The organism is Pseudomonas sp. ADPe (assembly GCF_014843515.1).
Taxonomy (GTDB): Bacteria; Pseudomonadota; Gammaproteobacteria; order Pseudomonadales; family Pseudomonadaceae; genus Pseudomonas; species Pseudomonas citronellolis.
Genome location: NZ_CP062122.1, coordinates 4,836,343 through 4,857,209, shown reverse-complemented (window position 1 = coordinate 4,857,209; position 20,867 = coordinate 4,836,343). Strand labels below are relative to the sequence as shown.

The window sequence follows — 20,867 nt, the reverse complement described above, 5'->3', positions numbered from 1 at the left end:
CGGCCCCCATGGTCTCGCGCAGCCGTTTGGCGGCTCTTCTGTGTTGCGGGGAATCTTGGCGGGGGGTTATTTCAGATCGGCTGCATAGATATAAACTTTTTGTTACAGCTGAACTTTTCCGAAAAATTCGACTACGCGGTCATGGGCTGACAGCAGCGGCTGTCAGCGGGGACTGACGCACCGGACGAGCGGCAGTATGCTGTCGCCTCCCCCTCCGCCACCGCGCCCATTCCATGCAAGAACTGCAACCGCTGATCGAACGCTACGGCCCCGCCCTGCTCTTCCTCAATGTGCTGCTGGAGCAGCTGGGCCTGCCGATTCCGGCCTACCCGGCGCTGATCGTCGCCGGCGCCCTGGCGCTGCAGGGGCACGGGGTGTCCCTGGGCGAAGCGCTGGCGGTGGCCACCCTGGCCTGCCTGATCGCCGACACCGCCTGGTACTTCGCCGGCCGCCGCTACGGCGGCTTCCTACTGCGCAGCATCTGCAGGGTATCGCTGTCGCGCGACAGCTGCATCCGCCAGAGCCAGAGCCTGTACCTGCGCATAGGCCCGCGCGCGCTGCTGATCAGCAAATTCCTGCCCGGCGCCGGCGCGCTGTCCACCAGCCTGGCCGGCATGACCGGCACGCCGCTGCGCCGCTTCCTCGGCTACGACTTCGCCGGCTCGGCGCTATGGGTGGGCTCGGCGCTGCTGCTGGGCGCCATCTTCAGCGACACCGTCGACAGCCTGCTGGGCTGGCTGCACGACTACGCCACCCGCGGCCTGCTGTTGCTATTGGCGGCCTTCGCGCTGTTCATCGCCTGGCGCCTGTGGCAGCGCTACAGCCTGCTGCGACGCACCGCGCGGATTCCCCGGATCAGCGTCGAGGAACTGCGCGAACGCCTGGACCAGGGCGACACCCCGCTGATCCTCGACGTGCGCGCCGAGGCCGGCGAGGACGGCATCCCCGGCGCCATCCCGATGACCCTGGACAGTCCGCTGGACGGGCTCGCCGACAGCCTCGGCCAGGCCGACGTGGTCATCTATTGCGCCTGCCCCAACGAACTCTCCGCGGCCATGCTCGCCGAGCGCCTGCGCAAGCACGGCTACCCGCGCGCCTGGGCGCTGTCCGGCGGGCTGGAGGCATGGCAGGCGAGCCAGGCCCAAGCTGGCGCCGATGGGCTTTCGTAGGATGGGGTGAGCGCAGCAATACCCATCACCACAGCTATCACGGGCAGACAGGGTTCCTACAAAAAGCGCGGCGTCCATCGATTGACGTTGCGCCGACCAGCCCTTACCGTTGCCCAGCCGCTCAACCGAGCGGTGCGGGATTGGCGTCCCGGTATCAGAACAGACGCGAGCCTCAGGGCGAGCGTCGGCATGGTCGTACCTGTGTCATGGGCAGGCCGTGCAGGGCATCTTCGGATGCGCCGGATGTTCTGACCGGTACGCCAACCTGTACGGTCTGCCCTCCCTGATTGGCGTCAGACGGGCAGTTCTAGGTACTTTTCGTCAGGACACAACCATGCATCCATTACATATTTCCAAAGAAGCGACTTCCCTCGACCTCTTCGACGCCGCCCAGGCCCGTCACTCCGCCGCCTGCGACGCCCTGCGCCTGCTGGCTGGCGCGCCGGACCTGGGCTGCCCGGACGAGGGCACCCTCGCCGGCCGAACTGTTGCTGCGCGATGCCTCCCGGCTCTACGAGGCCGCTAGAGAACGGGCCTGAGCGCCGAGGCGCCTTGCGTAGGATGGGTTGAGCTTGCGATACCCATGCGGTCACGGTGATGGGTATCGCTTCACTCAACCCATCCTACGGTGTGCTACCTGCGCCATTCCCATGTAGAGCGGACCTTGTCCGCGATAGCCGGACGATCCGGCGCGGATCGCGGATAAGATCCGCTCCTACGCTGCCCCGCCCGCGCCATTCCCATTGTAGGAGCGCGCCCTGCGCGCGAATCGCGGGCAGGGCCCGCTCCTACAGGTTACCGGGAGGCACGGTATTCCCCCCGTAGGAGCGGACCTTGTCCGCGATAGCCGGACGTATCGGCGCGGTTCGCGGATGAGATCCGCTCCTACGCTGTCCCACCCTCGCCATTCCCGGGCGCGCTGATCTCATCCGCGACTGCGCTCAGCGCCGCGAATGGTCCCGGCGCAGTTCGGCCAGGCGGGCGGCCAGCAGGTCCAGGCCGGTGGCGCGGTCTTCCGGCAGGCGGCGCACGCTGGCCTGGGTCAGGCGCATCTGGCGGATGAAGCGCCGGCAGTGGCGGCACAGCAGCAGGTGGCGGCGCACCGCGAGTTTCTCGCGCAGGCCGAGCTGGCTGTCCAGCAGGTCGCTGGAGAGGGCCACCAGTTCCTTGCAGGTCAGCATTGGCCGGTCTCCTCGAAATGCTCCAGGGTGGCGAACAGCTTCAGCCGCCCGCGGTGCAGCAGCACCCGGACATTGGAGAGGGAAAGCGACAGAAGATTACAGATCTCCTGCAATTCCAGGCCCTGGCGCTCGCGCAGCAGGACCACGCTGCGCTGCAGGTCCGACAGGCTCAGCAGGGTCTTTTCCAGGCATTCGCGCAGTTCGTCCTCGGCCAGCAGGGCCTCGGGCGAGTCCGAATGCCAGGCCAGGGGCGCGGCGCTCCAGTGGCCGTCGGCGGCGAAGCGGCTGTCGTCGATGCTGCCGTGGGGCGCCGGCAGGTCGTCCAGGGAGACTTCCCGGCGCACCTGGCGCAGCTTGCTCTTGGCGGTGTTGGCGGTAACGGTCAGCAGCCAGGTCTTGAGGCTGGAGCGCCCCTGGAAGCCGTCCAGGTGGCGCACCACGGCGAGCCAGGCGTCCTGCACCACCTCGTCGGCGTGGGGGCTGCCGACGATGGCCAGGGCCACGGCGCGCATGGCGCCCTGGTAGGCCGCGACCATCTCGCGGAAGGCCGCGTCCTCGCCGGCGCGCAGGCGCGCCAGCAGTTCGCCGTCGGCTTCGCCCACCCGGTCAGCGCTTGCGCAGGATCACGCTGCCGATGGAGTAGCCGGCGCCGAAGGAGCTGAGCACGCCGATGGAACCGGCGGGCAGGTCCTCGTGGTACTTGTGCAGGGCGATCACCGAGCCGGCCGAGCTGGTGTTGGCATAGGTGTCGAGGATCACCGGCGCCTCGTGGGCCTCGGCGTCGCGGCCGAGCAGCTTGCGGGTGATCAGCAGGTTCATGTTGAGGTTGGCCTGGTGCAGCCAGAAGCGCTTGACCTCGCCGACCGGGATGGCGTTCTGCGCCAGGTGCTCGCCGATCAGCTCGGCCACCATCGGGCAGACGTCCTTGAACACCTTGCGGCCTTCCTGGACGAACAGCTTGTCGCGCTGGCCGATGCCCTCTTCCGCGGCGCGGTTGAGGAAGCCGAAGTTGTTGCGGATGTTGTTGGAGAACTGCGTCAGCAGCTTGGTGCTGACGATGTCGAACTGCTGCTTGCCGATGGCCTGGTCGGCGCGCTCGACGATCACCGCGGTGGCCGCGTCGCCGAAGATGAAGTGGCTGTCGCGGTCGCGGAAGTTCAGGTGGCCGGTGCAGATTTCCGGGTTGACCATCAGGATGGCGCGGGCCTGGCCCAGCTGCACGCTGTTCACTGCGGCCTGCAGGCCGAAGGTGGCCGAGGAGCAGGCAACGTTCATGTCGAAGCCGAAGCCCTGGATGCCGAGGGCCGCCTGGACCTCGATGGCCACCGCCGGGTAGGCGCGCTGCAGGTTGGAGCAGGCGACGATGACGCCGTCGATGTCCGCCGCGCTGCGGCCGGCCCGGTGCAGCGCCTCCTTGGCGGCGTGCACGGCCATCTCGCAGAGGATGCCCCAGTCGTCGTTGCTGCGCTCGGGGATGCGCGGGACCATGCGCTGCGGGTCGAGGATGCCTTGCTTGTCGACCACGAAGCGGCTCTTGATGCCGGAGGCCTTCTCGATGAACGCCGAGCTGGATTCGCTCAGCGCTTCCAGTTCGCCTTTGGCGATGGCTTCGGCGTGCTGGTCGTTGTACTGGCGGACGTAGGCATTGAAGGACTCCACCAGTTCATCGTTGGAGATGCTGAACGGCGGGGTATAGAGACCGGTTCCGCTGATCACGACTTTATGCACGGTCAATCCTCTTCTCAATCTGGCTGCCGGCCCCGGCAGCATGGTTAGGCATCGATGTGCCCGCCCGCGGGCCGGCACTGCAAAAGGGGTTCGGCCCGCATGGGCCTGAGGGCACGGCCTGATGACCAGGCAGTGTGCCATCGAAGGTGGCGTGCCGGCATCTTCCACCGCCCAACGGCGACGGCGCTGCGCGGCGCTCGAATAACCGCCGATTATGCGGCAAATCGTCGGCAAATGCCGCTACCGCGGCGCAGTTTTCCAGCATACAGACCTTGTACCGGCCGGTGATTGAAATTCCCGAAAGCCTCGATAGCCAGGCCATCCGGGCGAGTTGGCGGAAGCGCCCTGCGCTCTTGCGCAAATGCCCTTGGGGCGAATACCCGCATGCCACCGGGCAGCTGCGCTGAACCCCGGCGGGAAAACCGCTGTCGAGGAAAGGGGCGCCCGCCGGCGCCCCTTTTCATTGGCAAGCACAGAGGTAGCGATGCTGGTTTCCCTTCAGGCGCTGCGGGCCCTGGCCGCCTGGCTGGTGGTGTTCCATCATTTCATGCAGGTGTTCTTCGATTTTCGCGCCGACAGCCTCGGCGGGCGCCTGCTGTCCACCCGCGGCCAGGTCGGGGTGGACATCTTCTTCGTCCTCAGCGGTTTCGTCATCCAGCTGTCCTGCGCCGGGCGCCAGGTGCCCGGCCTGACCTTCCTGGCCCAGCGGCTGGCGCGCATCGCCCCGGCCTACTGGCTGTACACCGCCATCACCGCGCTGATCCTCTACGCCTTCGGCAACCTGATGCCGGTCTACGGCGTGGCCCTGCCGCAGCTGCTGCTGTCGCTGCTCTTCCTGCCCAGCCAGAACCCCGGCGGCTTCGGCTTCTACCCGATACTGCCGGTGGGCTGGACGCTGAACTTCGAGATGCTTTTCTACCTGCTGTTCGCCCTCTCCTTCGCCGTGGGCGAACGCTGGCGCCCCTGGCTGGTGGGCGCGTTGCTGGCACTGGTCAGCGGCGTGCTGGCGAAGGCGCCGTGGCTGAGCAACTTCTACCGCAACCCCATCGTCTGCGAATTCCTCTTCGGCCTACTTCTGGCCGAGCTGTACCGCCGCGGCCTGCTGCGCCTGCGGGCATCGGTGGCACTGCCGCTGGCGCTGGGCGCGGTGCTGGTGCTGCTGCACTTCCCCGCCGACCATCCCTGGCGCCCGCTGACCTGGGGCCTGCCCAGCGCGGTGCTGGTGGCCGCCTGCGTGGCGCTGGAGCCATGGTTCGCCGGCTGCCGCCCGCTCAAGGCGCTGGGCGACTGGAGCTATTCGGTGTACCTGGTCCACGTGATAGTGCTGTGGCTGGCCAGCTACTGGCTGCACCAGCGCCTGGGCCTCGGTCCGTACCAGACGCTGGCGCTGTGCCTGCCGGCGATCCTGCTGCTGTCCTGGCTGAGCTACGAATGGGTGGAACTGCGCCTGGGCCGGCGCCTGAAGCAGGCCTGGGCGCCGCGCCCGGTGCCGGCCTAGCCGTCGCCGCAGACCAGGCGGTTGCGCCCCTGGGCCTTGCCGCGGTACAGGCGGTGGTCGCAGCAACGGTACAGGGCCTCGGCGTCGTCGCCGTCCACCGGCCACTCGGCCAGGCCGAAGGTGGCCGACAGCGGGATGACATGGCCGCGGTACAGCAGCGGGTTGGCCGCCAGATCCGTGCGCAGGCGCTCCACCAGCGGCGCGGCGTCGAAGCGGACGGTGTTGCGCAGCAGCAGGGCGAACTCCTCGCCGCCCAGGCGGCCGATCATGTCGCCGGCGCGCAGGTGCAGGCGCAGCCGGGCGCAGAGGTATTGCAGGGCCTTGTCGCCGGCGTCGTGGCCCCAGCGGTCGTTGACGTCCTTGAAGTGGTCCACGTCCAGCAGCACCAGCACCCAGCGCTGGCCGTTGCCGCGGGAATCCTCCAGGCAACGCAGCACCGCGCGCTGGAAGGCCTCGCGGCTGGCCGCGCCGGTCAGCGCGTCGCTCAGCGCCAGGCGCTGCAGCAACTGCTGGGCCTGGGCGCGGCGGGTTTCGTAGATGTGCACGAAGGCCATGATCAGCAGGCCGCAGAGGATGGCGTTGCCCAGGTCGATCATCCCCGGGGCGTCCAGGCGCAGCGGGTGCTGGCGCAGGTAGAGCAGCGCGGCCACGCCGACGAAGGGCACCGAGAGCAGGAAGCCGCGCCACGCGCCCAGCAGCAGGTAGGCCATCACCGGCATCAGGTAGAGCCAGACGAAGGCCGTGGCCGAGGCCTGCGGCATGATGATGATGTAGACCAGGAAGCAGAAGGTGGGCAGCAGGTAGGCGTAGATCCACGGCGTCAGGTCGCGCACCCGCGCCAGGCGCGAGGTGGCCCACAGCAGCAGCGCGCAGACCAGCGCCTCCAGGCCCGCCAGCAGGTAGTTGCCGTTGAGGCACTGGAGCACCGAGAAGATTCCCAGGGTCAGCCCGGTGCAGAAGAAGATCAGGCGCATCAGCAGACGCTGGTCGGCCAGGTCCAGTCCGCTGGTGCTGGCTGCCGGCTCCCCCGGCGCATTGGCTTTGGCCTTGTCGTGCATGGCTACCCTTCCCTGGCCCCGCCAGGCATGGCGGAGCGCTGGACGAAACGACCGCCCATCCGCGTGGATGGAGTCTAGCCAGTCCGCCCGCCCGGCAGCACAGCCGGTCGTCGCCCGCCGGACGGTGCAAGCATGGCGACCAACGCCGTGAATTCACGGCAGCTTCATCGCCGCTGCGCTAGCCTTCGAGGAACCCCAACCACGGAGGGCGCCCATGCGCGCATTGATCGCTTCGCTGTCCCTGCTGGCCCTGGCCGGCTGCTCGTCCTACCAGGCCAGGGAAACCGGCCCGGTGCCCGCCGACCGTCTGCTGGGCTTCCAGCAGGACGCCCAGGGCGGCGCCAGGGTCGAGGTCGAGCGCGACCTGGGCTTCCTCGGCGGCGGCTGCATGGTCGCCTTCAAGATCGACCGCCAGTTGGCCGCGCGCATCGCCGTGGGCGAGACCGCCAGCTTCCAGCTGCCGCCCGGCCAGCACATCGTCGGCATCGGCGCCGACGAACAGGGCGAGGGCCTGTGCAGCAAGGGCCTGCTGCGCCGCGAACTGCTGGTGGACCTCGCCGCCGGCGAGACCGCGCAGTTCCGCATCCTCAGCGACGCCAACAAAGGCTTCGACATCCTCCCGGCCCAGCGTTGACGCCCGGGCGGGGCCACGGCCCCGCCCTTCCCCGGCTTACCCGTTGATGCGTCGCACCAGGCGCGCCTGCAGCTGCTCCAGCTCGGCCGGGTCGGCCTTCTGCACGGCGTGGATGCCCAGGCCCTGGCCGGCGTAGCGCGGCACTATGTGCACGTGGATATGGAACACCGTCTGCCCGGCGGGCGCGCCGTTGAACTGGGCCACCTGCACGCCGTCGGGGTTGAGTTCCTCGACTATCGCGCGGGTCAGGCGCTGCACCACGCCCATCACCTTGCACAGCGCATCGGCGTCGACTTCGAGGATGTTGCGCGCGGCGCTGCGCTTGGGCACCACCAGCGCATGGCCGTGGGACTGCGGGAAGAGGTCGAGGAAGGCGAGCACGTCGTCGTCCTCGTACAGCTTGTAGCAGGGGGCGTCGCCGCGAATGATCTGGGCGAAGATGTTCTGCGGGTCATAGGTGCCTTGCAGGCTCATGGCGCTGTCCTTGAGCGGTGGATCGGAGACGGCACCATACCGGCTCGCGGCGCCGCTGGCACCTCCCCCCTGCGCGATCGGCGGCGTATGCTGGGCGTTCGACTTTCAGACCGGAGTTCCCATGCCTTCGCTCGCCGACTTCCCGATCACCCGCAAATGGCCCGCCACCCGCCCCGACGTCCTGCAGCTGTACTCGCTGCCCACGCCCAACGGGGTGAAGGTCTCGATCATGCTAGAGGAAACCGGCCTGGCCTACGAGCCGCACCTGGTCAGTTTCGAGCGCAACGACCAGTTCAGCCCGGAATTCCTCTCGCTGAACCCGAACAACAAGATTCCCGCCATCCTCGACCCCAACGGCCCCGGCGGCCAGCCGCTGGCGCTGTTCGAGTCCGGCGCCATCCTCATCTACTTGGCCGACAAGACCGGCCAGTTGCTGCCCCAGGACCCGGCGCGGCGCTACGAGGCGATCCAGTGGTTGATGTTCCAGATGGGCGGCATCGGCCCGATGTTCGGCCAGTTGGGCTTCTTCAATAAATTCGCCGGCCGCGAGATCGAGGACAAGCGGCCGCTGAATCGCTACGTGGAGGAGTCCCGGCGGCTGCTGGCGGTGCTGGACCAGCGCCTGGAAGGGCGCGACTGGGTGATGGGGCAGGAGTACGGCATTGCCGACATCGCCATCTTCCCCTGGGTGCGCAACCTGGTGGGTTTCTACGAGGCGGGTGATCTGGTGCAGTTCGAGCGCTTCGGCAATGTGAAGCGGGTGCTGGAGGCGTTCCTGGCGCGGCCGGCGGTGCAGCGGGGGTTGGGGATTCCGCAGAGGGGTTGAGGTTGGGGTTGGGCTGCTCGCGAACGATGGTGTCCAGCTTGGCTACGGAGCGGTGTCGAAGTCCGCAGCCCTCTCCCCCCCGCCCTCTCCCTGAAGGGAGAGGGGGCTTGTCCGTGCCGAGAGAGGGAATGGTTTCAGCCGGAAACCTTCGGTGCTGCCGGCTAACTCCAAAACATCCCGTTCGGCCCAACGCCCCCTCTTCCGGCTAACGCCGAAACACCCGAGCACGCCGAACGGTCCCCTCTCCCTTCAGGGAGAGGGTTAGGGAGAGGGAGCGGAGTCCCTCTCGAACACCGGAGCAGCCGGGAAACACTGTTCGCGAGCAAGAACTAGGCGTCCCCCTCGCTCCTACGAAAAACCTCGTCAGGCCTCGACCTGGCCCCACTGCTTGCTCAGCCGCTTGTCCGACACCGGCACCTTGGTCCCCAGTTGCTGGGCGAACAGCGATACGCGGTATTCCTCCAGCATCCAGCGGTACAGCAGCAGTTCCGGATCGCGCTTGCCTTCCTGGGCGTGCTTGGCCTGGCGGGCCTTGTACTGGTCCCAGTAGCCGGCCATCTCGCCGCTCCACACGCGGTCGCGCAGGACCTGGCCGGCGACCTTGTCCAGGCGCTGTTCCACGGCCTTGAGGTAGCGCGGGTATTCCTTCAGCCATTCCAGCGGGGTGTCGCGGACGAAGCCGGGGTAGACCAGGTTGGCCAGTTGCCCCTTCACGTCGTTGAGCGGCACCGTCATGGCCAGGTCGACCTTGCCCTTGAAGCGCTTCTGCAGGCCGTGCCAGAGCTTGAGGATGTCCAGCACCAGGCGGGCGATGCGTTCGGCGTGTTCGGTCCAGGCACCGCGCTTTTTCTCGGCGAGGGACGCCAGGGCCGCGCCGTCTCGGGGCAGGCTGGTCTCGCCTTCGAGGATGCAGGCGTCCAGGCTGGCCAGGAGGATGTCTTCCACCAGCGCCTCGACGCGGCCCAGTTCGCGGTACAGCAGGCCCATCTCGGTCTGCCCCGGCAGCTTGCCACGCAGGAATTTCGCCGGCTCGGCCAGTTGCTGCAGCAGCAGGCGCTGCAGGGCGCGGCGGTGCTGGTACTCGGCCTCGGCCTGGGTGGGGAAGCGGTTTTCCTTGACCACCCCGCCCTCTTCCACCAGCGCCGGGTAGACCGTCATCGACAGCCCGGCGATCTTCTGCTGGGCCTTTTCCGCCACTTCGGCGAAGCCCTTGGCTTCCACCGGCTTCTGCGGCTTGTCGGCCTGGGGAATGGCCAGGGCGGCCTGGCTGGCTTCGGCGAAGCGCGCGGTGAGTTCGGCGAGGTCGCGGCCTTCGCCGAGGAACTTGCCGCGGGCGTCCACCACTTCGATGTTCATGCGCAGGTGGCTTTCCACCTGGGTTTCGGCCTCGGCCCAGGCTTCCTCGGCCACGCGGCTGCCGGTCATGCGTTGCAGCTCGCGGCCCAGGGCCTCGGGCAGCGCGCCTTCGGCGAAGGTCATCTTGCCGATGGCGGCGCGGACGAAGTCCGGCACCGGCACGAAGTTCTTGCGGATGGCCTTGGGCAGGTTGCGCACCAGGGCCACGCACTTGGCTTCCAGCAGGCCCGGCACCAGCCATTCCAGGCGCTCGGCGGGCAGTTGCGGCAGCAGCGGCGCCGGTACCCGCAGGGTCACGCCGTCGCGCGGGTGGCCCGGCTCGAAGTGGTAGGTCAGCGGCAACTGCAGCTCGCCCAGGCGCAGGCGGTCCGGGTAGAGGCCGGCGGTGACTTCGCTGGCGTCGCGGGCCAGCACGTCTTCCTCGCGCATGATCAGCAGGTCGGGCTGCTGCTTGTGCTCGCGCTCGTACCACTTCTCGAAGCTGGCGGTCTGGTAGATGTCCGCCGGCAGGCGCGCGTCGTAGTAGGCGAACAGGGTTTCCTCGTCGGCGAGGATGTCGCGACGGCGCGCCTTGGCCTCCAGTTCGTCGAGCTTCTCCAGCAACTGGCGGTTGGCGGCAAGGCACCTGGCGCGGCTGTTGATTTCGCCGCGCACCAGGGCCTCGCGGATGAACAGCTCGCGGGCCACCGGAGGGTCGATGGGGCCGTAGTGCACGGCGCGGCGGCCGACGACGATCAGCCCGTAGAGGGTCACCTGCTCGTAGGCCACCACCTGGCCGCGCCTCTTCTCCCAGTGCGGTTCCAGGTGGTTCTTCTTCACCAGGTGGCCGGCCAGGGGTTCCAGCCAGTCCGGCTCGATCCTGGCGACCATGCGGGCGAACAGCTTGGTGGTCTCCACCAGTTCGGCGGCCATGATCCACTGCGGCTTCTTGCGCCCGATGACGCTGGAGGGGTGGACCCAGAAGCGCCGCTGGCGCGCGCCCAGGTAGTCGCCGTCCTCGGACTTCTGGCCGATCTGGCTGAGCAGGCCGGAGAGGATGGCCTTGTGCACGGCGGCGTAGTCGATGTCGCGCTTGGACTGCTCCCCGTCTTTGTAGGAGCGAGCTTGCTCGCGAACGCTCTTCGCGTCTTTGGTCGCCTGGGGTTTCGCAGCGTTGGGTTGTTCGCGAGCAATGGCTGAGGCGCCCCCCTCGCTCCTACGAGAGCCTTCCGGCTTGCCGAAGGGGAGTTTGAGTTCGCGGCAGATCAGGGTGAGCTGGCGGTGCGCATCGCGCCATTCGCGCAGGCGCAGGTAATTCAGGAAGTTCTTCCGGCACCAGGCGCGCAGGGCGTTGGAGCCCAGGGCCTGGCGCTGTTCCTCGAAGCCGCGCCAGAGGTTGATCAGCGCGGCGAAGTCGGAGTCCGGGTCCTTCCACTGGGCATGGGCCTGGTCGGCGGCCTGCTGGCGTTCGATCGGGCGTTCGCGCGGGTCCTGCACGGAGAGCGCGCTGGCCACCGTCAGCACTTCGTTCAGGCTGCCCTGGTGGGCCGCTTCCAGCAGCATGCGGCCCAGCCGCGGGTCCACCGGCAGGCGCGCCAACTGGCGGCCCAGCGGGGTCAGTTGGCCCTCGCGGTTCACCGCCGAGAGTTCCTGCAGCAGGGTGAAGCCGTCCTTGATCGCCTTGCCGTCCGGCGGCTCGATGAAGGGGAAGGCCTCGATGTCGCCCAGGCGCAGGTGGAGCATCTGCAGGATCACCGCCGCCAGGTTGGTACGCAGGATTTCCGGGTCGGTGAAGGCCGGCCGCGCGTTGAAGTCCTCCTCGCTGTACAGGCGTACGCAGATGCCCGGCTCGACCCGCCCGCAGCGGCCCTTGCGCTGGTTGGCGCTGGCCTGGGAGATGGCCTCGATGGGCAGGCGCTGGACCTTGGCGCGGTAGCTGTAGCGGCTGATGCGCGCGGTGCCGCTGTCGATCACGTAGCGGATGCCCGGCACCGTCAGCGAGGTCTCGGCGACGTTGGTGGCCAGGACGATCTTGCGTCCCGGCATGGGCGCGAAGATTTTCTGCTGCTCCGCCGGGGTCAGCCGCGCGTACAGCGGCAGCACTTCGGTGTGGCGCAGGTTGGCCTTGCGCAGCATGTCCGCGGCATCGCGGATTTCCCGCTCGCCCGGGAGGAACACCAGCACGTCGCCGGGGCGCTTGCCGACTTCGCGCTCGTGGGCGGCGATTTCGTCCAGGGCACGGAGGATACCTTCGTCCACCGAAAGGTCGTCGAACAGCGCCTCGCCGTCCTCGTCCACTTCGGCGGCCAGCGGGCGGTACCAGGTTTCCACCGGGTAGGTGCGCCCGGAAACCTCGACGATAGGCGCATCGCCGAAGTGCTTGGAGAAACGCTCCAGGTCGATGGTCGCCGAGGTGATGATCAGCTTCAGGTCCGGCCGGCGCGGCAACAGGGTCTTGAGGAAGCCGAGCAGGAAGTCGATGTTCAGGCTGCGCTCGTGTGCCTCGTCGACGATGATGGTGTCGTAGCGCTCCAGGTAGCGGTCGTGCTGGGTCTCGGCCAGCAGGATGCCGTCGGTCATCAGCTTGACCAGGGTGCTGTCGTCGCTCTGGTCCTCGAAGCGCACCTGGTAGCCCACCAGCGAACCCAGCGGCGTACCGATCTCCTCGGCCACCCGCGTGGCGACGCTGCGCGCGGCCAGGCGGCGCGGCTGGGTGTGGCCGATCAGGCCGTGGCTGCCGCGGCCCAGTTCCAGGCAGATCTTCGGCAGCTGGGTGGTCTTGCCCGAGCCGGTCTCGCCGGCGATCACCACCACCTGGCTCTTCAGCAGCGCGGCCTTGATTTCGTCGCGCTTGGCGGCGATCGGCAGGCTGTCGTCGTAGCGGATCGCCGGGACGCTGGCGCGGCGCGCCTCGACCTTGGCGCAGGAGGCCTGGAAGCGCTCCACCCACTGCGCCAGCTTGCCGTCGTCGGGGTGCTTGCGCAGTTCGTGGAACTGCCGGCGCAGGCGGTGGCGGTCGCGGATCAACGCGTGGTCGAGGCGTTGCAGGAGCTGTTCGGGGCTGGGCGTTACGTCGGTCATCGGCTGCGCTGGCGTCTGTGCGAAAGGCGGCCGCGCGCCTGGCGGCGGCCGCTTCCGGAAAGGGGCAAAGACGCGATTGTCGCAGAGTAACGCCCCGCGTCGCCACGCCCAGTGCGTGGCGGCGGGGTTTCAGGCGCGGATCAGATGCGGAACTGGCCGACCAGCTGGCGCAGGCGCTCGCCCAGGCCGCTCAGCTCGCTGGCGGTGCGCGCGCCCTGCACGGCGTCCTCGGCCACCCGGTCCACGCCGTCGGCGATCTGGTGCACGCTGCGGTTGATCTCCTCGGCCACCGCGGTCTGTTCCTCGGCGGCGCTGGCGATCTGCGCGTTCATCGAGTTGATGGTGCCGATCAGGTTGGCCATGGCGTCCAGCGACTGCCCGGCCTGGTCGGCCTGGCTGCGGGTGCGCCCGGCCATCTCGCTGGCGCGCTGCATGGCCTGCACGGAGCCGGCGGTAGTGGCCTGCAGGCGGTCGATCATCTGCTGGATCTCGCCGGTGCTCTGCTGGGTGCGGCTGGCCAGCGCGCGCACTTCGTCGGCGACCACCGCGAAGCCGCGCCCGGCCTCGCCGGCGCGGGCCGCCTCGATGGCGGCGTTGAGCGCCAGCAGGTTGGTCTGCTCGGCGATGGAGCGGATCACTTCCAGCACGCCGACGATGCCGCGCACGTCCTGACTGAGGGTGTCCAGGGCCTCGCTGCTGCTGCTCACCTCGCCGGCCAGATCGTTGATCTGCGCCACGCACAGGTCCACCTCGCGCTTGGCCGCCTGGCCCTCGCGGTCGGTGTCGCGGGCGGCGTCGGCGGCGCGCTGGGCGCTGCGCGCCACTTCCTGGGCGGCGGCGGTCATCTCGTTGATCGCCGTGGCCACCTGGTCGGTCTCGCTGCGCTGGCCGGCCATCGCCTGCTCCGAGCGCTGCGCCTGCTGGGCGACGTTGCCGACCAGCCCGGACAGTTGCCCGGTGGTGCCGGCCACCTGCTGCACCAGGGTGTGGATCTTCTCGACGAAGCGGTTGAACGACTGCGCCAGCTCGCCCAGTTCGTCGCGGCTTTCCACCGGCAGGCGGTGGGTCAGGTTGCCGTCGCCGGCAGCCATGTCGTCGAGGTTGGCCTTGATCCGCAGCAGCGGGCGGACGATGGCGTTGCCGGTGGGCACCGCCACCAGGGCGATGATCACCAGCAGCGCCAGGGCCGAGCCGATCATCAGCGTCAGCAGGCTGTTGATCTGCCCGTGCAGCTGTTCGCGGGCCTTGGCCACGTCTTCCTCGATGTCGTCCAGGTTCAGCGAGGTGCCGAACACCAGGTTCCACTTCGGCAGGTACTGCGCGTAGCCGATCTTCGGCACGACGGCGCTGTTGCCCGGGCGGGTGAAGCTGTAGTGCACGTAGTGGCTGTCGTCCTGGCCGGCGCGCACCAGCTCGCGGATGGCGTAGACGCCGTTGGGGTCGCGGAAGCTGCTGAAGTCTTCGCCGATGCGCTCTTCGCTGGTGCCCTGGAAGACGCGCACCGAGCGGGTGTCGTAGCCCCAGAAGTAGCCGCCGTTGCCGTAGGCCAGGCGCTTGAGCAGCGCCACCCCGGCCTCGCGCGCCGCCGCATCGCCTTCGGCCGCGGCCTGGTACTGCGGGCCGACCGCCGCCAGAGCGACGTCGACGAACTGCTTGAGCTGGACCTGGCGGTCTTCGATCAGGCTCTGGCGGATCTGTTCTTCCTGCTGGCCGGACAGCCGCTGCAGCGCCACCAGGGTCACGGCGCAGAGCACCAGGGTGAGGATCAGGATCGGGAGTAGCGCCAGGCTCAGGACCTTGGCGCGCAGGCGCAGGGAGGGAATCACGGTGGCAGCCTCCATAGGCAGGGGCAACGGCATCAAAAAACCCGCCGTGGGGCGGGTTTCTTGTTATCGGCTCAGGCCTGAGCCTTCTTTAGCTCCTGGTCGCGCAATTCGCGACGGAGGATCTTGCCGACGTTGGTGGTCGGCAGGCTCTCGCGGAATTCCACGTACTTCGGACGCTTGTAGCCGGTCAGGTTGTCGTGCATGTGCTTGACCACCTGCTCCTTGGTCAGGGTCACGCCCGGGCGCGGCACCACGAACACCTTGATCACCTCGCCGGAACGCTCGTCCGGCACGCCGATGGCGGCGCACTGCAGCACGCCCGGCAGGGTAGCGAGGACGTCTTCCAGCTCGTTGGGGTACACGTTGAAGCCGCTGACCAGGATCATGTCCTTCTTGCGGTCGACGATGCGCATGTAGCCGTCTTCCTGGATGATCGCCACGTCGCCGGTGCGCAGCCAGCCGTCCTTGTCGAGGATCTCGTCGGTGGCCTCCTGGCGCTGCCAGTAGCCCTTCATCACCTGCGGGCCCTTGACGCACAGCTCACCGCGCTCGCCCAGGGGCAGCTCGTTGCCGGCGTCGTCGACGACCTTGCACAGGGTCGACGGGACCGGGATGCCGATGGTGCCGATCTGGATGTTCTGGAACGGGTTCACCGACACCACCGGGCTGGTCTCGGTCATGCCGTAGCCTTCGCAGATGGAGCAGCCGGTGACTTCCTTCCAGCGCTCGGCCGCGGCCTGTTGCAGGGCCATGCCGCCGGAGAGCGTCAGCTTCAGGCTGGAGAAGTCCAGCTTGCGGAACGCCTCGTTGTTGCACAGGCCGACGAACAGGGTGTTCAGGCCGACGAAGCCGGTGAACTTCCACTGCGCCAGTTCCTTGGAGAAGGCGTTCAGGTCGCGCGGGTTGGTCACCAGGATGTTGTGGTTGCCGGTGAGCATCATCGCCATGCAATGGAAGGTGAAGGCGTAGATGTGGTACAGCGGCAGCGGCGCGATGAGGATCTCGCAGCCCTCGTTGAGGTTGGCGCCCATCAGTGCCTTGCACTGCAGCATGTTGGCCACCAGGTTGCGGTGCGTCAGCATGGCGCCCTTGGCCACCCCGGTGGTGCCGCCGGTGTACTGCAGCACGGCCACGTCGTCGCTCTTCGGTGAGGACTCGCGCACGCTCTTGCCGCGGCCCTTGGCCAGGGCGTCGTTGAGCTTGACGGCGTTGCCGATGTGGTAGGCCGGGACCATCTTCTTGACGTACTTGACCACCGCGTTGATCAGCAGGCGCTTGAGCGGCGGCAGCAGGTCGGCGACCTCGGTGATGAGCACGTGGCGGATGCCGGTGCGCGGCAGCACTTCCTCGGCCAGGTGGGCCATGTTGGCCAGGCACACCAGCGCCTTGGCGCCGGAGTCGTTGAACTGGTGTTCCATCTCCCGCGCGGTGTACAGCGGGTTGGTGTTGACCACGATGAGGCCGGCGCGCATGGCGCCGAACACCACGATGGGATATTGCAGGACGTTGGGCAGCTGCACCGCGATGCGGTCGCCCGGCTGCAGGTCGGTGTCGTTCTGCAGGTAGGCGGCGAAATCACCGGAGAGGCGGTACAGGTCGCCGTAGGTCAGTGTCTTGCCAAGGTTGCTGAAGGCAGGCTTGTTGGCAAAGCGTTGGCAGGACTCCTTGAGCACCGCGAGGATGTTCGGGTACTGGTCGGCATTGATCTCGGCAGCGATACCTGCTGGGTATTTGTCCTTCCAGAAATTGTCGATCATGGAAGCCCACTCCTAAGCAACAGCTTATCTTTACCGCGTACGCGGTTCTTTGTTGTGTTTGTGCCGCTTTCCCCGGGTCGGGGAGCGAAAAGCGGGCCGAGATTAACAGCTTTGCCAAAACCCGACCAGCACCAAACACAGCCTACCCAGTCATAAAAATGACCAAGAGCAGGTAAATCGGTCACAACCCGCCCATCGGTCGGAAAAGCCCGTGCCAGAAGGGCTGCGGCCTTGTTGGATTGTCTGACAAAGACACTGCCGGGGAAAGCGAGACGAAAAAAACGGAGGCGGGTCGGCGGACCAGCCTCCGTTCGGAGGGTTGCGAGGGCTGATGCGGTCAGGCGCTTTCGCGCAGCTCCCGGCGCAGGATCTTGCCCACCGGGGTCATCGGCAGGGCCTCCTTGAGGACGATCTGCTTGGGCACCTTGTAGCCGGTGAAGTTCTCCTTGCAGTAGGCCTTCAGCTCCTCCACCGTCAGACCCGGCTCACGGGCCACGACGAAGAGTTTGACGGCCTCGCCGGAACGTTCGTCCGGCACCCCGACCGCGGCGCAGTTGGCCACCTTCGGGTGGGCCATGACCACGTCCTCGATCTCGTTGGGGTAGACGTTGAAGCCGGAGACGATGATCAGGTCCTTCTTGCGGTCGACGATGCGCACGAAACCGTCCTCGTCGATCACCGCGATGTCGCCGGTGCGCAGCCAGCCCTCGGCGTCCAGCACCTCCTCGGTGGCCTCCGGGCGCTGCCAGTAGCCCTTCATCACCTGCGGGCCCTTCACGCACAGCTCGCCTCGTTCGCCCAGGGGCTGCTCGTTGCCCTCGTCGTCGATCACCTTCAGCGCGGTGCCCGGCACCGGGATGCCCACGGTGCCCAGGCGCGCCAGCTCGCCGTAGGGGTTGGTGCTGACCACCGGCGAGGTCTCGGTGAGGCCGTAGCCCTCGACCACGGTACAGCCGGTGGCGGCCTTCCAGCGCTCGGCGGTGGCCGAGACCAGCGCGGTGCCGCCGGAGTTGGTGACCTTGAGGTTGGAGAAGTCCAGGTCCTTGAACTCCGGGTGCTCCATCAGCGCCACGAACAGGGTGTTCAGCCCCAGCAGCGAGGAGAAGCGCCACTTCTTCAGCTCCCTGATGAAGCCGGGGATGTCCCGCGGGTTGCTGATCAGCACGTTGTGGTTGCCGTTGTGCATCATGCACATGCAGTTCGCGGTGAAGGCATAGATGTGGTACAGCGGCAGCGGCGCGATCATCACCTCGCCGCCCTCGTTCATCAGCGGGCGGCCGTCGGGGCCGTGCTGCGACAGGCAGGCGTCCACCTGCAGCATGTTCGCCACCAGGTTGCCGTGGGTGAGCATGGCGCCCTTGGCCACGCCGGTGGTGCCGCCGGTGTACTGCAGCACGGCGAGGTCCTCCAGGCCGACCTTGACCGGCTGCAGCGCATGGCCGCGGCCCTGGCGCAGCACCTCCTTGAAGGGCACCGCCTGGGGCAGCCGGTAGTCCGGGACCATCTTCTTCACATACTTGACCGCGGCGTTGACCAGCAGGCCCTTGAGCGCCGGCTGCAGGTCGCCCATCTGCGCCTCGATCAGGTATTCGATGCCGGTGTCCGGCAGCACTTCCTGCACCAGCTTGCCGAACAGGTTGACGTAGACCAGCGCCCGCGCGCCCGAGTCCTTGAACTGGTGGCGCATCTCGCGGGCGGTGTACAGCGGGTTGGTGTTGACCACCACCAGGCCGGCGCGCAGGGCGCCGAACACGGCGATGGGGTATTGCAGGATGTTGGGCATCTGCACGGCGATGCGCTCGCCGGGCTTGAGGTCGGTGTTGCGCTGCAGGTAGGCGGCGAAGGCGGCGGACAGGCGGTCCAGCTCGGCGTAGGTGAGGGTCACGCCCATGTTGCTGAACACCGGGCGGTCGGCGAAGCGCTTGCAGGAGCGCTCGAACACTTCCACCACCGATTTGTAGGCGCCCAGGTCGAGCTGGCTGGGCACGCCGGCGGGACGTTTGTCGTTCCAGAATTCCGCTTGCATTGGCTGTTGTCCTCTTTATTACCTGCAAGGCTGTTCCCGGCCGGCTCCCTCGGGCATCCGGCGCAGGGGCATCCGTCGCAAAGTAGCAGTTGCCCGGTGCAGCGCAAATACTTCGGCCGTTCCCATTTACTTCGTGAATCTTGCGCCACCGCCGGCGGGATGCTGCGCGGCGCCAGGCGCTGCTAGAATGCCGCCACCCCGAGCCGGCACAAGGATTGCCCATGCCGTACGCCGCCTACTGGCTGACCGCCAGCGACCAGACCCCGCTGTACACCCACCATTGGACCGCAGACGCAGCCAAGGGCGTGGTGATGCTCTCCCATGGCATGGCCGAGCACGCAGGGCGCTACGCCCGCCTGGGCGAGGCGCTGAACGCCGCCGGCTGGTCGCTGCTGGCCATCGACCAGCGCGGCCACGGCCGTACCGCCGAGCACGGCGACCTGGGCCACTACGCCGACCAGGGCGGCTGGGGCAAGGTGGTGGGCGACCTGCTCAGCCTCAACCGCCACGCGCGCGAACAGCACCCCGGCCTGCCGGTGGTCCTGCTCGGCCACAGCATGGGCAGCTACATCGCCACCGCCTACCTGCTGCAGCACAGCGCCACGCTGCAAGGCGCGGTGCTCTCCGGCTCCAACTACCAGAGCATCGCGCTGTACCGCGCCGCGCGCCTGGTGGCCCGCTTCGAGCGCTGGCGCCAGGGCCCGCTGGGGCGCAGCGCGCTGATCGAGTTCCTCTCCTTCGGCTCGTTCAACAAGGCCTTCAAGCCCAACCGCACCGAGTTCGACTGGCTCAGCCGCGACACCCGCGAGGTGGACAAGTACATCAGCGACCCGCTGTGTGGCTTCCGCTGCAGCAACCAGCTGTGGCTGGACCTGCTCGGCGGCCTGGAGGACATCACCCCGGTGCAGCACCTGGCGCGCATCGACAAGGCCCTGCCGCTGCTGATCATTGGCGGCGAGCGCGACCCGGTCAGCCAGGGCAGGCGCCTGCGCGACCTGGCCGGGGCGCTGGGCCGCGCCGGGCTGCGCGACGTGCAGACGCAGATCTACCCCGAGGCCCGCCACGAGTTGTTCAACGAGACCAACCGCGACGAGGTCACCCGCAACCTGATCGCCTGGCTGGACGGAGTCCTTTCCGCAGGCCAAGGCGCGAACCACGAGGAAAAGCCATGACCCAGGTGCAGAACGTTCCCTACGCCGAGCTCGAAGTCGGGCAGAAGGCCAGCTTCCAGCGCCCGGTCGGCGAGCGCGACATCCAGCTCTTCGCCGAAGTCTCCGGCGACCGCAACCCGGTCCACCTGGACGCCGACTACGCCGCCACCACCCTGTTCAAGGAGCGCATCGCCCACGGCATGCTCAGCGGCGCGCTGATCAGCGCCGCGATCGCCACCACCCTGCCCGGCCCGGGCACCATCTACCTGGGCCAAAGCCTGCGCTTCACCCGCCCGGTGAAGATCGGCGACGTGCTCGACGTGGAGCTGGAAGTGCTGGAAAAACTGCCGAAGAACCGCGTGCGCATCGGCACCCGCGTGCTCAACCAGAACGGCGAGGCGGTGGTCGAAGGCGAAGCCGAAGTGCTGGCGCCGAAGCAGAAGCTGGACATCGAACTGCCGGCGCTGCCGCCGATCACCATCGGCTGATCCGCGCCCACAAAAAAACGCCGCTTTCCCCCGAGGGGGAAGCGGCGTTTTTCATTGGCCAACCGTAGGGCGCATAACGCCTAGGGCGTTATCCGCCGCCTGGCCCTGGTCTCCGGCACCTTCGGGGCCAACCTTGGCATCGACTGTGGCCCCGGCGTATCGGCGGATAACCGCGAACGGTTATGCGCCCTACTCTTCAGGGACGCACGGTCGTAGCCGACTGCGCCGAGATGCTTTTCGTAGGATGGGTTGAGCTTGCGAAACCCATGCGGTCGTGGCGATGGGTATCGCTTCGCTCAACCCATCCTACGATGGCGTTTCTCCTGCCCTACCCGGCCCCATGAAAAATCGCAGGCAAAAAAAACGGGCGACCGAAGTCGCCCCAAGTGCCTTGCGTGCTCTGTGATCGGGAAGGCGATCAGCCCTTCTTGTGGCTGTCCTTCCAGATGAAATATCCGACTCCACCGCAGAACAGGACCATCAGACCAACGGTGACAATGCCGGCGAGAACCACTTCGTCGATGAACATGATGCTGGCCTCCTGATTCCCTGTGCGTTTTGAAGATGGGCTCAGGTTAGCGTCGGCCGGGGGCGCGATATTGACCTGGATCAATGGCCGCAAAGCCCCGGTTCAC

General features: G+C 67.7%; 17 protein-coding genes. 7 read left to right on the top strand and 10 right to left on the bottom strand.

Annotation, left to right across the window (positions count from 1 at the left end; all coding sequences use genetic code 11):
• Nucleotides 1-233 precede the first annotated feature (233 nt).
• Nucleotides 234-1,169 (top strand): DedA family protein/thiosulfate sulfurtransferase GlpE, encoded by a 936-nt coding sequence (locus tag IG194_RS22095; protein ID WP_058488761.1) that lies wholly within the window; start codon nucleotides 234-236, stop codon nucleotides 1,167-1,169.
• Nucleotides 1,170-1,503: 334 nt separating this feature from the next.
• The gene (locus tag IG194_RS22090) at nucleotides 1,504-1,695 is read left to right on the top strand and encodes a hypothetical protein (RefSeq protein ID WP_141679796.1); all 192 of its coding nucleotides are present in this window, start codon (nucleotides 1,504-1,506) and stop codon (nucleotides 1,693-1,695) included.
• A 415-nt stretch (nucleotides 1,696-2,110) separates the two neighbouring features.
• Here IG194_RS22090 and IG194_RS22085 read toward each other — a convergent pair whose 3' ends face one another.
• From IG194_RS22085 to IG194_RS22075, 3 genes are all read right to left on the bottom strand, one after another.
• Nucleotides 2,111-2,350 (bottom strand): zf-HC2 domain-containing protein, encoded by a 240-nt coding sequence (locus tag IG194_RS22085; RefSeq protein WP_009618502.1) that lies wholly within the window; start codon nucleotides 2,348-2,350, stop codon nucleotides 2,111-2,113.
• On the bottom strand, nucleotides 2,344-2,886 hold the full coding sequence (locus IG194_RS22080; RefSeq protein WP_232244912.1) for an RNA polymerase sigma factor: 543 nt from the start codon (nucleotides 2,884-2,886) through the stop codon (nucleotides 2,344-2,346). The genes IG194_RS22085 and IG194_RS22080 overlap by 7 nt, the downstream gene beginning before the upstream one ends.
• A 70-nt stretch (nucleotides 2,887-2,956) precedes the next feature.
• Nucleotides 2,957-4,078 (bottom strand): beta-ketoacyl-ACP synthase III, encoded by a 1,122-nt coding sequence (locus tag IG194_RS22075; protein ID WP_058489730.1) that lies wholly within the window; start codon nucleotides 4,076-4,078, stop codon nucleotides 2,957-2,959.
• A gap of 484 nt (nucleotides 4,079-4,562) precedes the next feature.
• Between IG194_RS22075 and IG194_RS22070 the strand changes: the two genes are divergently transcribed.
• Nucleotides 4,563-5,576: an acyltransferase family protein gene (locus tag IG194_RS22070; protein ID WP_058488760.1), complete on the top strand. Its 1,014-nt coding sequence runs from the start codon at nucleotides 4,563-4,565 to the stop codon at nucleotides 5,574-5,576.
• Here IG194_RS22070 and IG194_RS22065 read toward each other — a convergent pair.
• Nucleotides 5,573-6,634, bottom strand: coding sequence for a GGDEF domain-containing protein (locus IG194_RS22065; protein ID WP_058488759.1), 1,062 nt, complete (start codon nucleotides 6,632-6,634; stop codon nucleotides 5,573-5,575). The two genes, IG194_RS22070 and IG194_RS22065, sit on opposite strands and share 4 nt — an antisense overlap.
• Before the next feature lie 214 nt (nucleotides 6,635-6,848).
• Here IG194_RS22065 and IG194_RS22060 point away from each other — a divergent pair, with 214 nt between their 5' ends.
• Nucleotides 6,849-7,268, top strand: a complete 420-nt coding sequence (locus IG194_RS22060) for a hypothetical protein (protein ID WP_058488758.1) — start codon at nucleotides 6,849-6,851, stop codon at nucleotides 7,266-7,268.
• Nucleotides 7,269-7,304: 36 nt separating this feature from the next.
• On the opposite strand, the gene IG194_RS22055 is transcribed toward IG194_RS22060, so the two are convergent.
• Nucleotides 7,305-7,742, bottom strand: a complete 438-nt coding sequence (locus IG194_RS22055; protein WP_009618509.1) for an HIT family protein — start codon at nucleotides 7,740-7,742, stop codon at nucleotides 7,305-7,307.
• Nucleotides 7,743-7,863: 121 nt separating this feature from the next.
• Here IG194_RS22055 and IG194_RS22050 point away from each other — a divergent pair, with 121 nt between their 5' ends.
• Complete coding sequence (locus IG194_RS22050) at nucleotides 7,864-8,568, top strand: glutathione S-transferase N-terminal domain-containing protein (RefSeq protein WP_058488757.1); 705 nt, start codon at nucleotides 7,864-7,866, stop codon at nucleotides 8,566-8,568.
• Between the two features lie 363 nt (nucleotides 8,569-8,931).
• Here the strand turns inward: IG194_RS22050 and hrpA are convergent, their stop codons facing one another.
• The 4 genes from hrpA to fadD2 form a co-directional block, all read right to left on the bottom strand.
• Complete coding sequence (gene hrpA / locus IG194_RS22045) at nucleotides 8,932-12,984, bottom strand: ATP-dependent RNA helicase HrpA (protein ID WP_058488756.1); 4,053 nt, start codon at nucleotides 12,982-12,984, stop codon at nucleotides 8,932-8,934.
• 140 nt (nucleotides 12,985-13,124) lie between these two features.
• Nucleotides 13,125-14,810 (bottom strand): methyl-accepting chemotaxis protein, encoded by a 1,686-nt coding sequence (locus IG194_RS22040; RefSeq protein WP_058488755.1) that lies wholly within the window; start codon nucleotides 14,808-14,810, stop codon nucleotides 13,125-13,127.
• Nucleotides 14,811-14,881: 71 nt separating this feature from the next.
• Nucleotides 14,882-16,567 carry a long-chain-fatty-acid--CoA ligase FadD1 gene (fadD1, locus tag IG194_RS22035; RefSeq protein ID WP_009618515.1) on the bottom strand — a complete coding sequence of 562 codons (1,686 nt, stop codon included), beginning with the start codon at nucleotides 16,565-16,567 and terminating at the stop codon, nucleotides 14,882-14,884.
• A gap of 337 nt (nucleotides 16,568-16,904) precedes the next feature.
• Nucleotides 16,905-18,593, bottom strand: a complete 1,689-nt coding sequence (gene fadD2 / locus IG194_RS22030; RefSeq protein WP_058488754.1) for a long-chain-fatty-acid--CoA ligase FadD2 — start codon at nucleotides 18,591-18,593, stop codon at nucleotides 16,905-16,907.
• Nucleotides 18,594-18,814: 221 nt separating this feature from the next.
• Between fadD2 and IG194_RS22025 the strand changes: the two genes are divergently transcribed.
• The gene (locus IG194_RS22025) at nucleotides 18,815-19,765 is read left to right on the top strand and encodes an alpha/beta hydrolase (RefSeq protein ID WP_058488753.1); all 951 of its coding nucleotides are present in this window, start codon (nucleotides 18,815-18,817) and stop codon (nucleotides 19,763-19,765) included.
• Entirely contained in the window at nucleotides 19,762-20,232 is a 471-nt protein-coding gene (locus tag IG194_RS22020; protein WP_009618521.1) for a MaoC family dehydratase, read from the top strand. The genes IG194_RS22025 and IG194_RS22020 overlap by 4 nt, the downstream gene beginning before the upstream one ends.
• A gap of 418 nt (nucleotides 20,233-20,650) precedes the next feature.
• Here IG194_RS22020 and ccoM read toward each other — a convergent pair whose 3' ends face one another.
• Complete coding sequence (gene ccoM / locus IG194_RS33170; protein ID WP_009618523.1) at nucleotides 20,651-20,761, bottom strand: cytochrome c oxidase subunit CcoM; 111 nt, start codon at nucleotides 20,759-20,761, stop codon at nucleotides 20,651-20,653.
• Nucleotides 20,762-20,867 lie beyond the last annotated feature (106 nt).

Bases quoted from the DNA above. Each gene is read 5' to 3' on its own strand.
- IG194_RS22050 (WP_058488757.1), top strand. From the start codon at position 7,864: ATGCCTTCGCTCGCCGACTTCCCGATCACCCGCAAATGGCCCGCCACC.
- IG194_RS22065 (WP_058488759.1), bottom strand. From the start codon at position 6,634: ATGCACGACAAGGCCAAAGCCAATGCGCCGGGGGAGCCGGCAGCCAGC.
- IG194_RS22080 (WP_232244912.1), bottom strand. From the start codon at position 2,886: ATGGTCGCGGCCTACCAGGGCGCCATGCGCGCCGTGGCCCTGGCCATC.
- hrpA (WP_058488756.1), bottom strand. From the start codon at position 12,984: ATGACCGACGTAACGCCCAGCCCCGAACAGCTCCTGCAACGCCTCGAC.
- fadD1 (WP_009618515.1), bottom strand. From the start codon at position 16,567: ATGATCGACAATTTCTGGAAGGACAAATACCCAGCAGGTATCGCTGCC.
- IG194_RS22020 (WP_009618521.1), top strand. From the start codon at position 19,762: ATGACCCAGGTGCAGAACGTTCCCTACGCCGAGCTCGAAGTCGGGCAG.
- IG194_RS22025 (WP_058488753.1), top strand. From the start codon at position 18,815: ATGCCGTACGCCGCCTACTGGCTGACCGCCAGCGACCAGACCCCGCTG.
- IG194_RS22055 (WP_009618509.1), bottom strand. From the start codon at position 7,742: ATGAGCCTGCAAGGCACCTATGACCCGCAGAACATCTTCGCCCAGATC.
- IG194_RS22085 (WP_009618502.1), bottom strand. From the start codon at position 2,350: ATGCTGACCTGCAAGGAACTGGTGGCCCTCTCCAGCGACCTGCTGGAC.
- IG194_RS22070 (WP_058488760.1), top strand. From the start codon at position 4,563: ATGCTGGTTTCCCTTCAGGCGCTGCGGGCCCTGGCCGCCTGGCTGGTG.
- IG194_RS22095 (WP_058488761.1), top strand. From the start codon at position 234: ATGCAAGAACTGCAACCGCTGATCGAACGCTACGGCCCCGCCCTGCTC.
- ccoM (WP_009618523.1), bottom strand. From the start codon at position 20,761: ATGTTCATCGACGAAGTGGTTCTCGCCGGCATTGTCACCGTTGGTCTG.
- IG194_RS22090 (WP_141679796.1), top strand. From the start codon at position 1,504: ATGCATCCATTACATATTTCCAAAGAAGCGACTTCCCTCGACCTCTTC.
- IG194_RS22060 (WP_058488758.1), top strand. From the start codon at position 6,849: ATGCGCGCATTGATCGCTTCGCTGTCCCTGCTGGCCCTGGCCGGCTGC.
- fadD2 (WP_058488754.1), bottom strand. From the start codon at position 18,593: ATGCAAGCGGAATTCTGGAACGACAAACGTCCCGCCGGCGTGCCCAGC.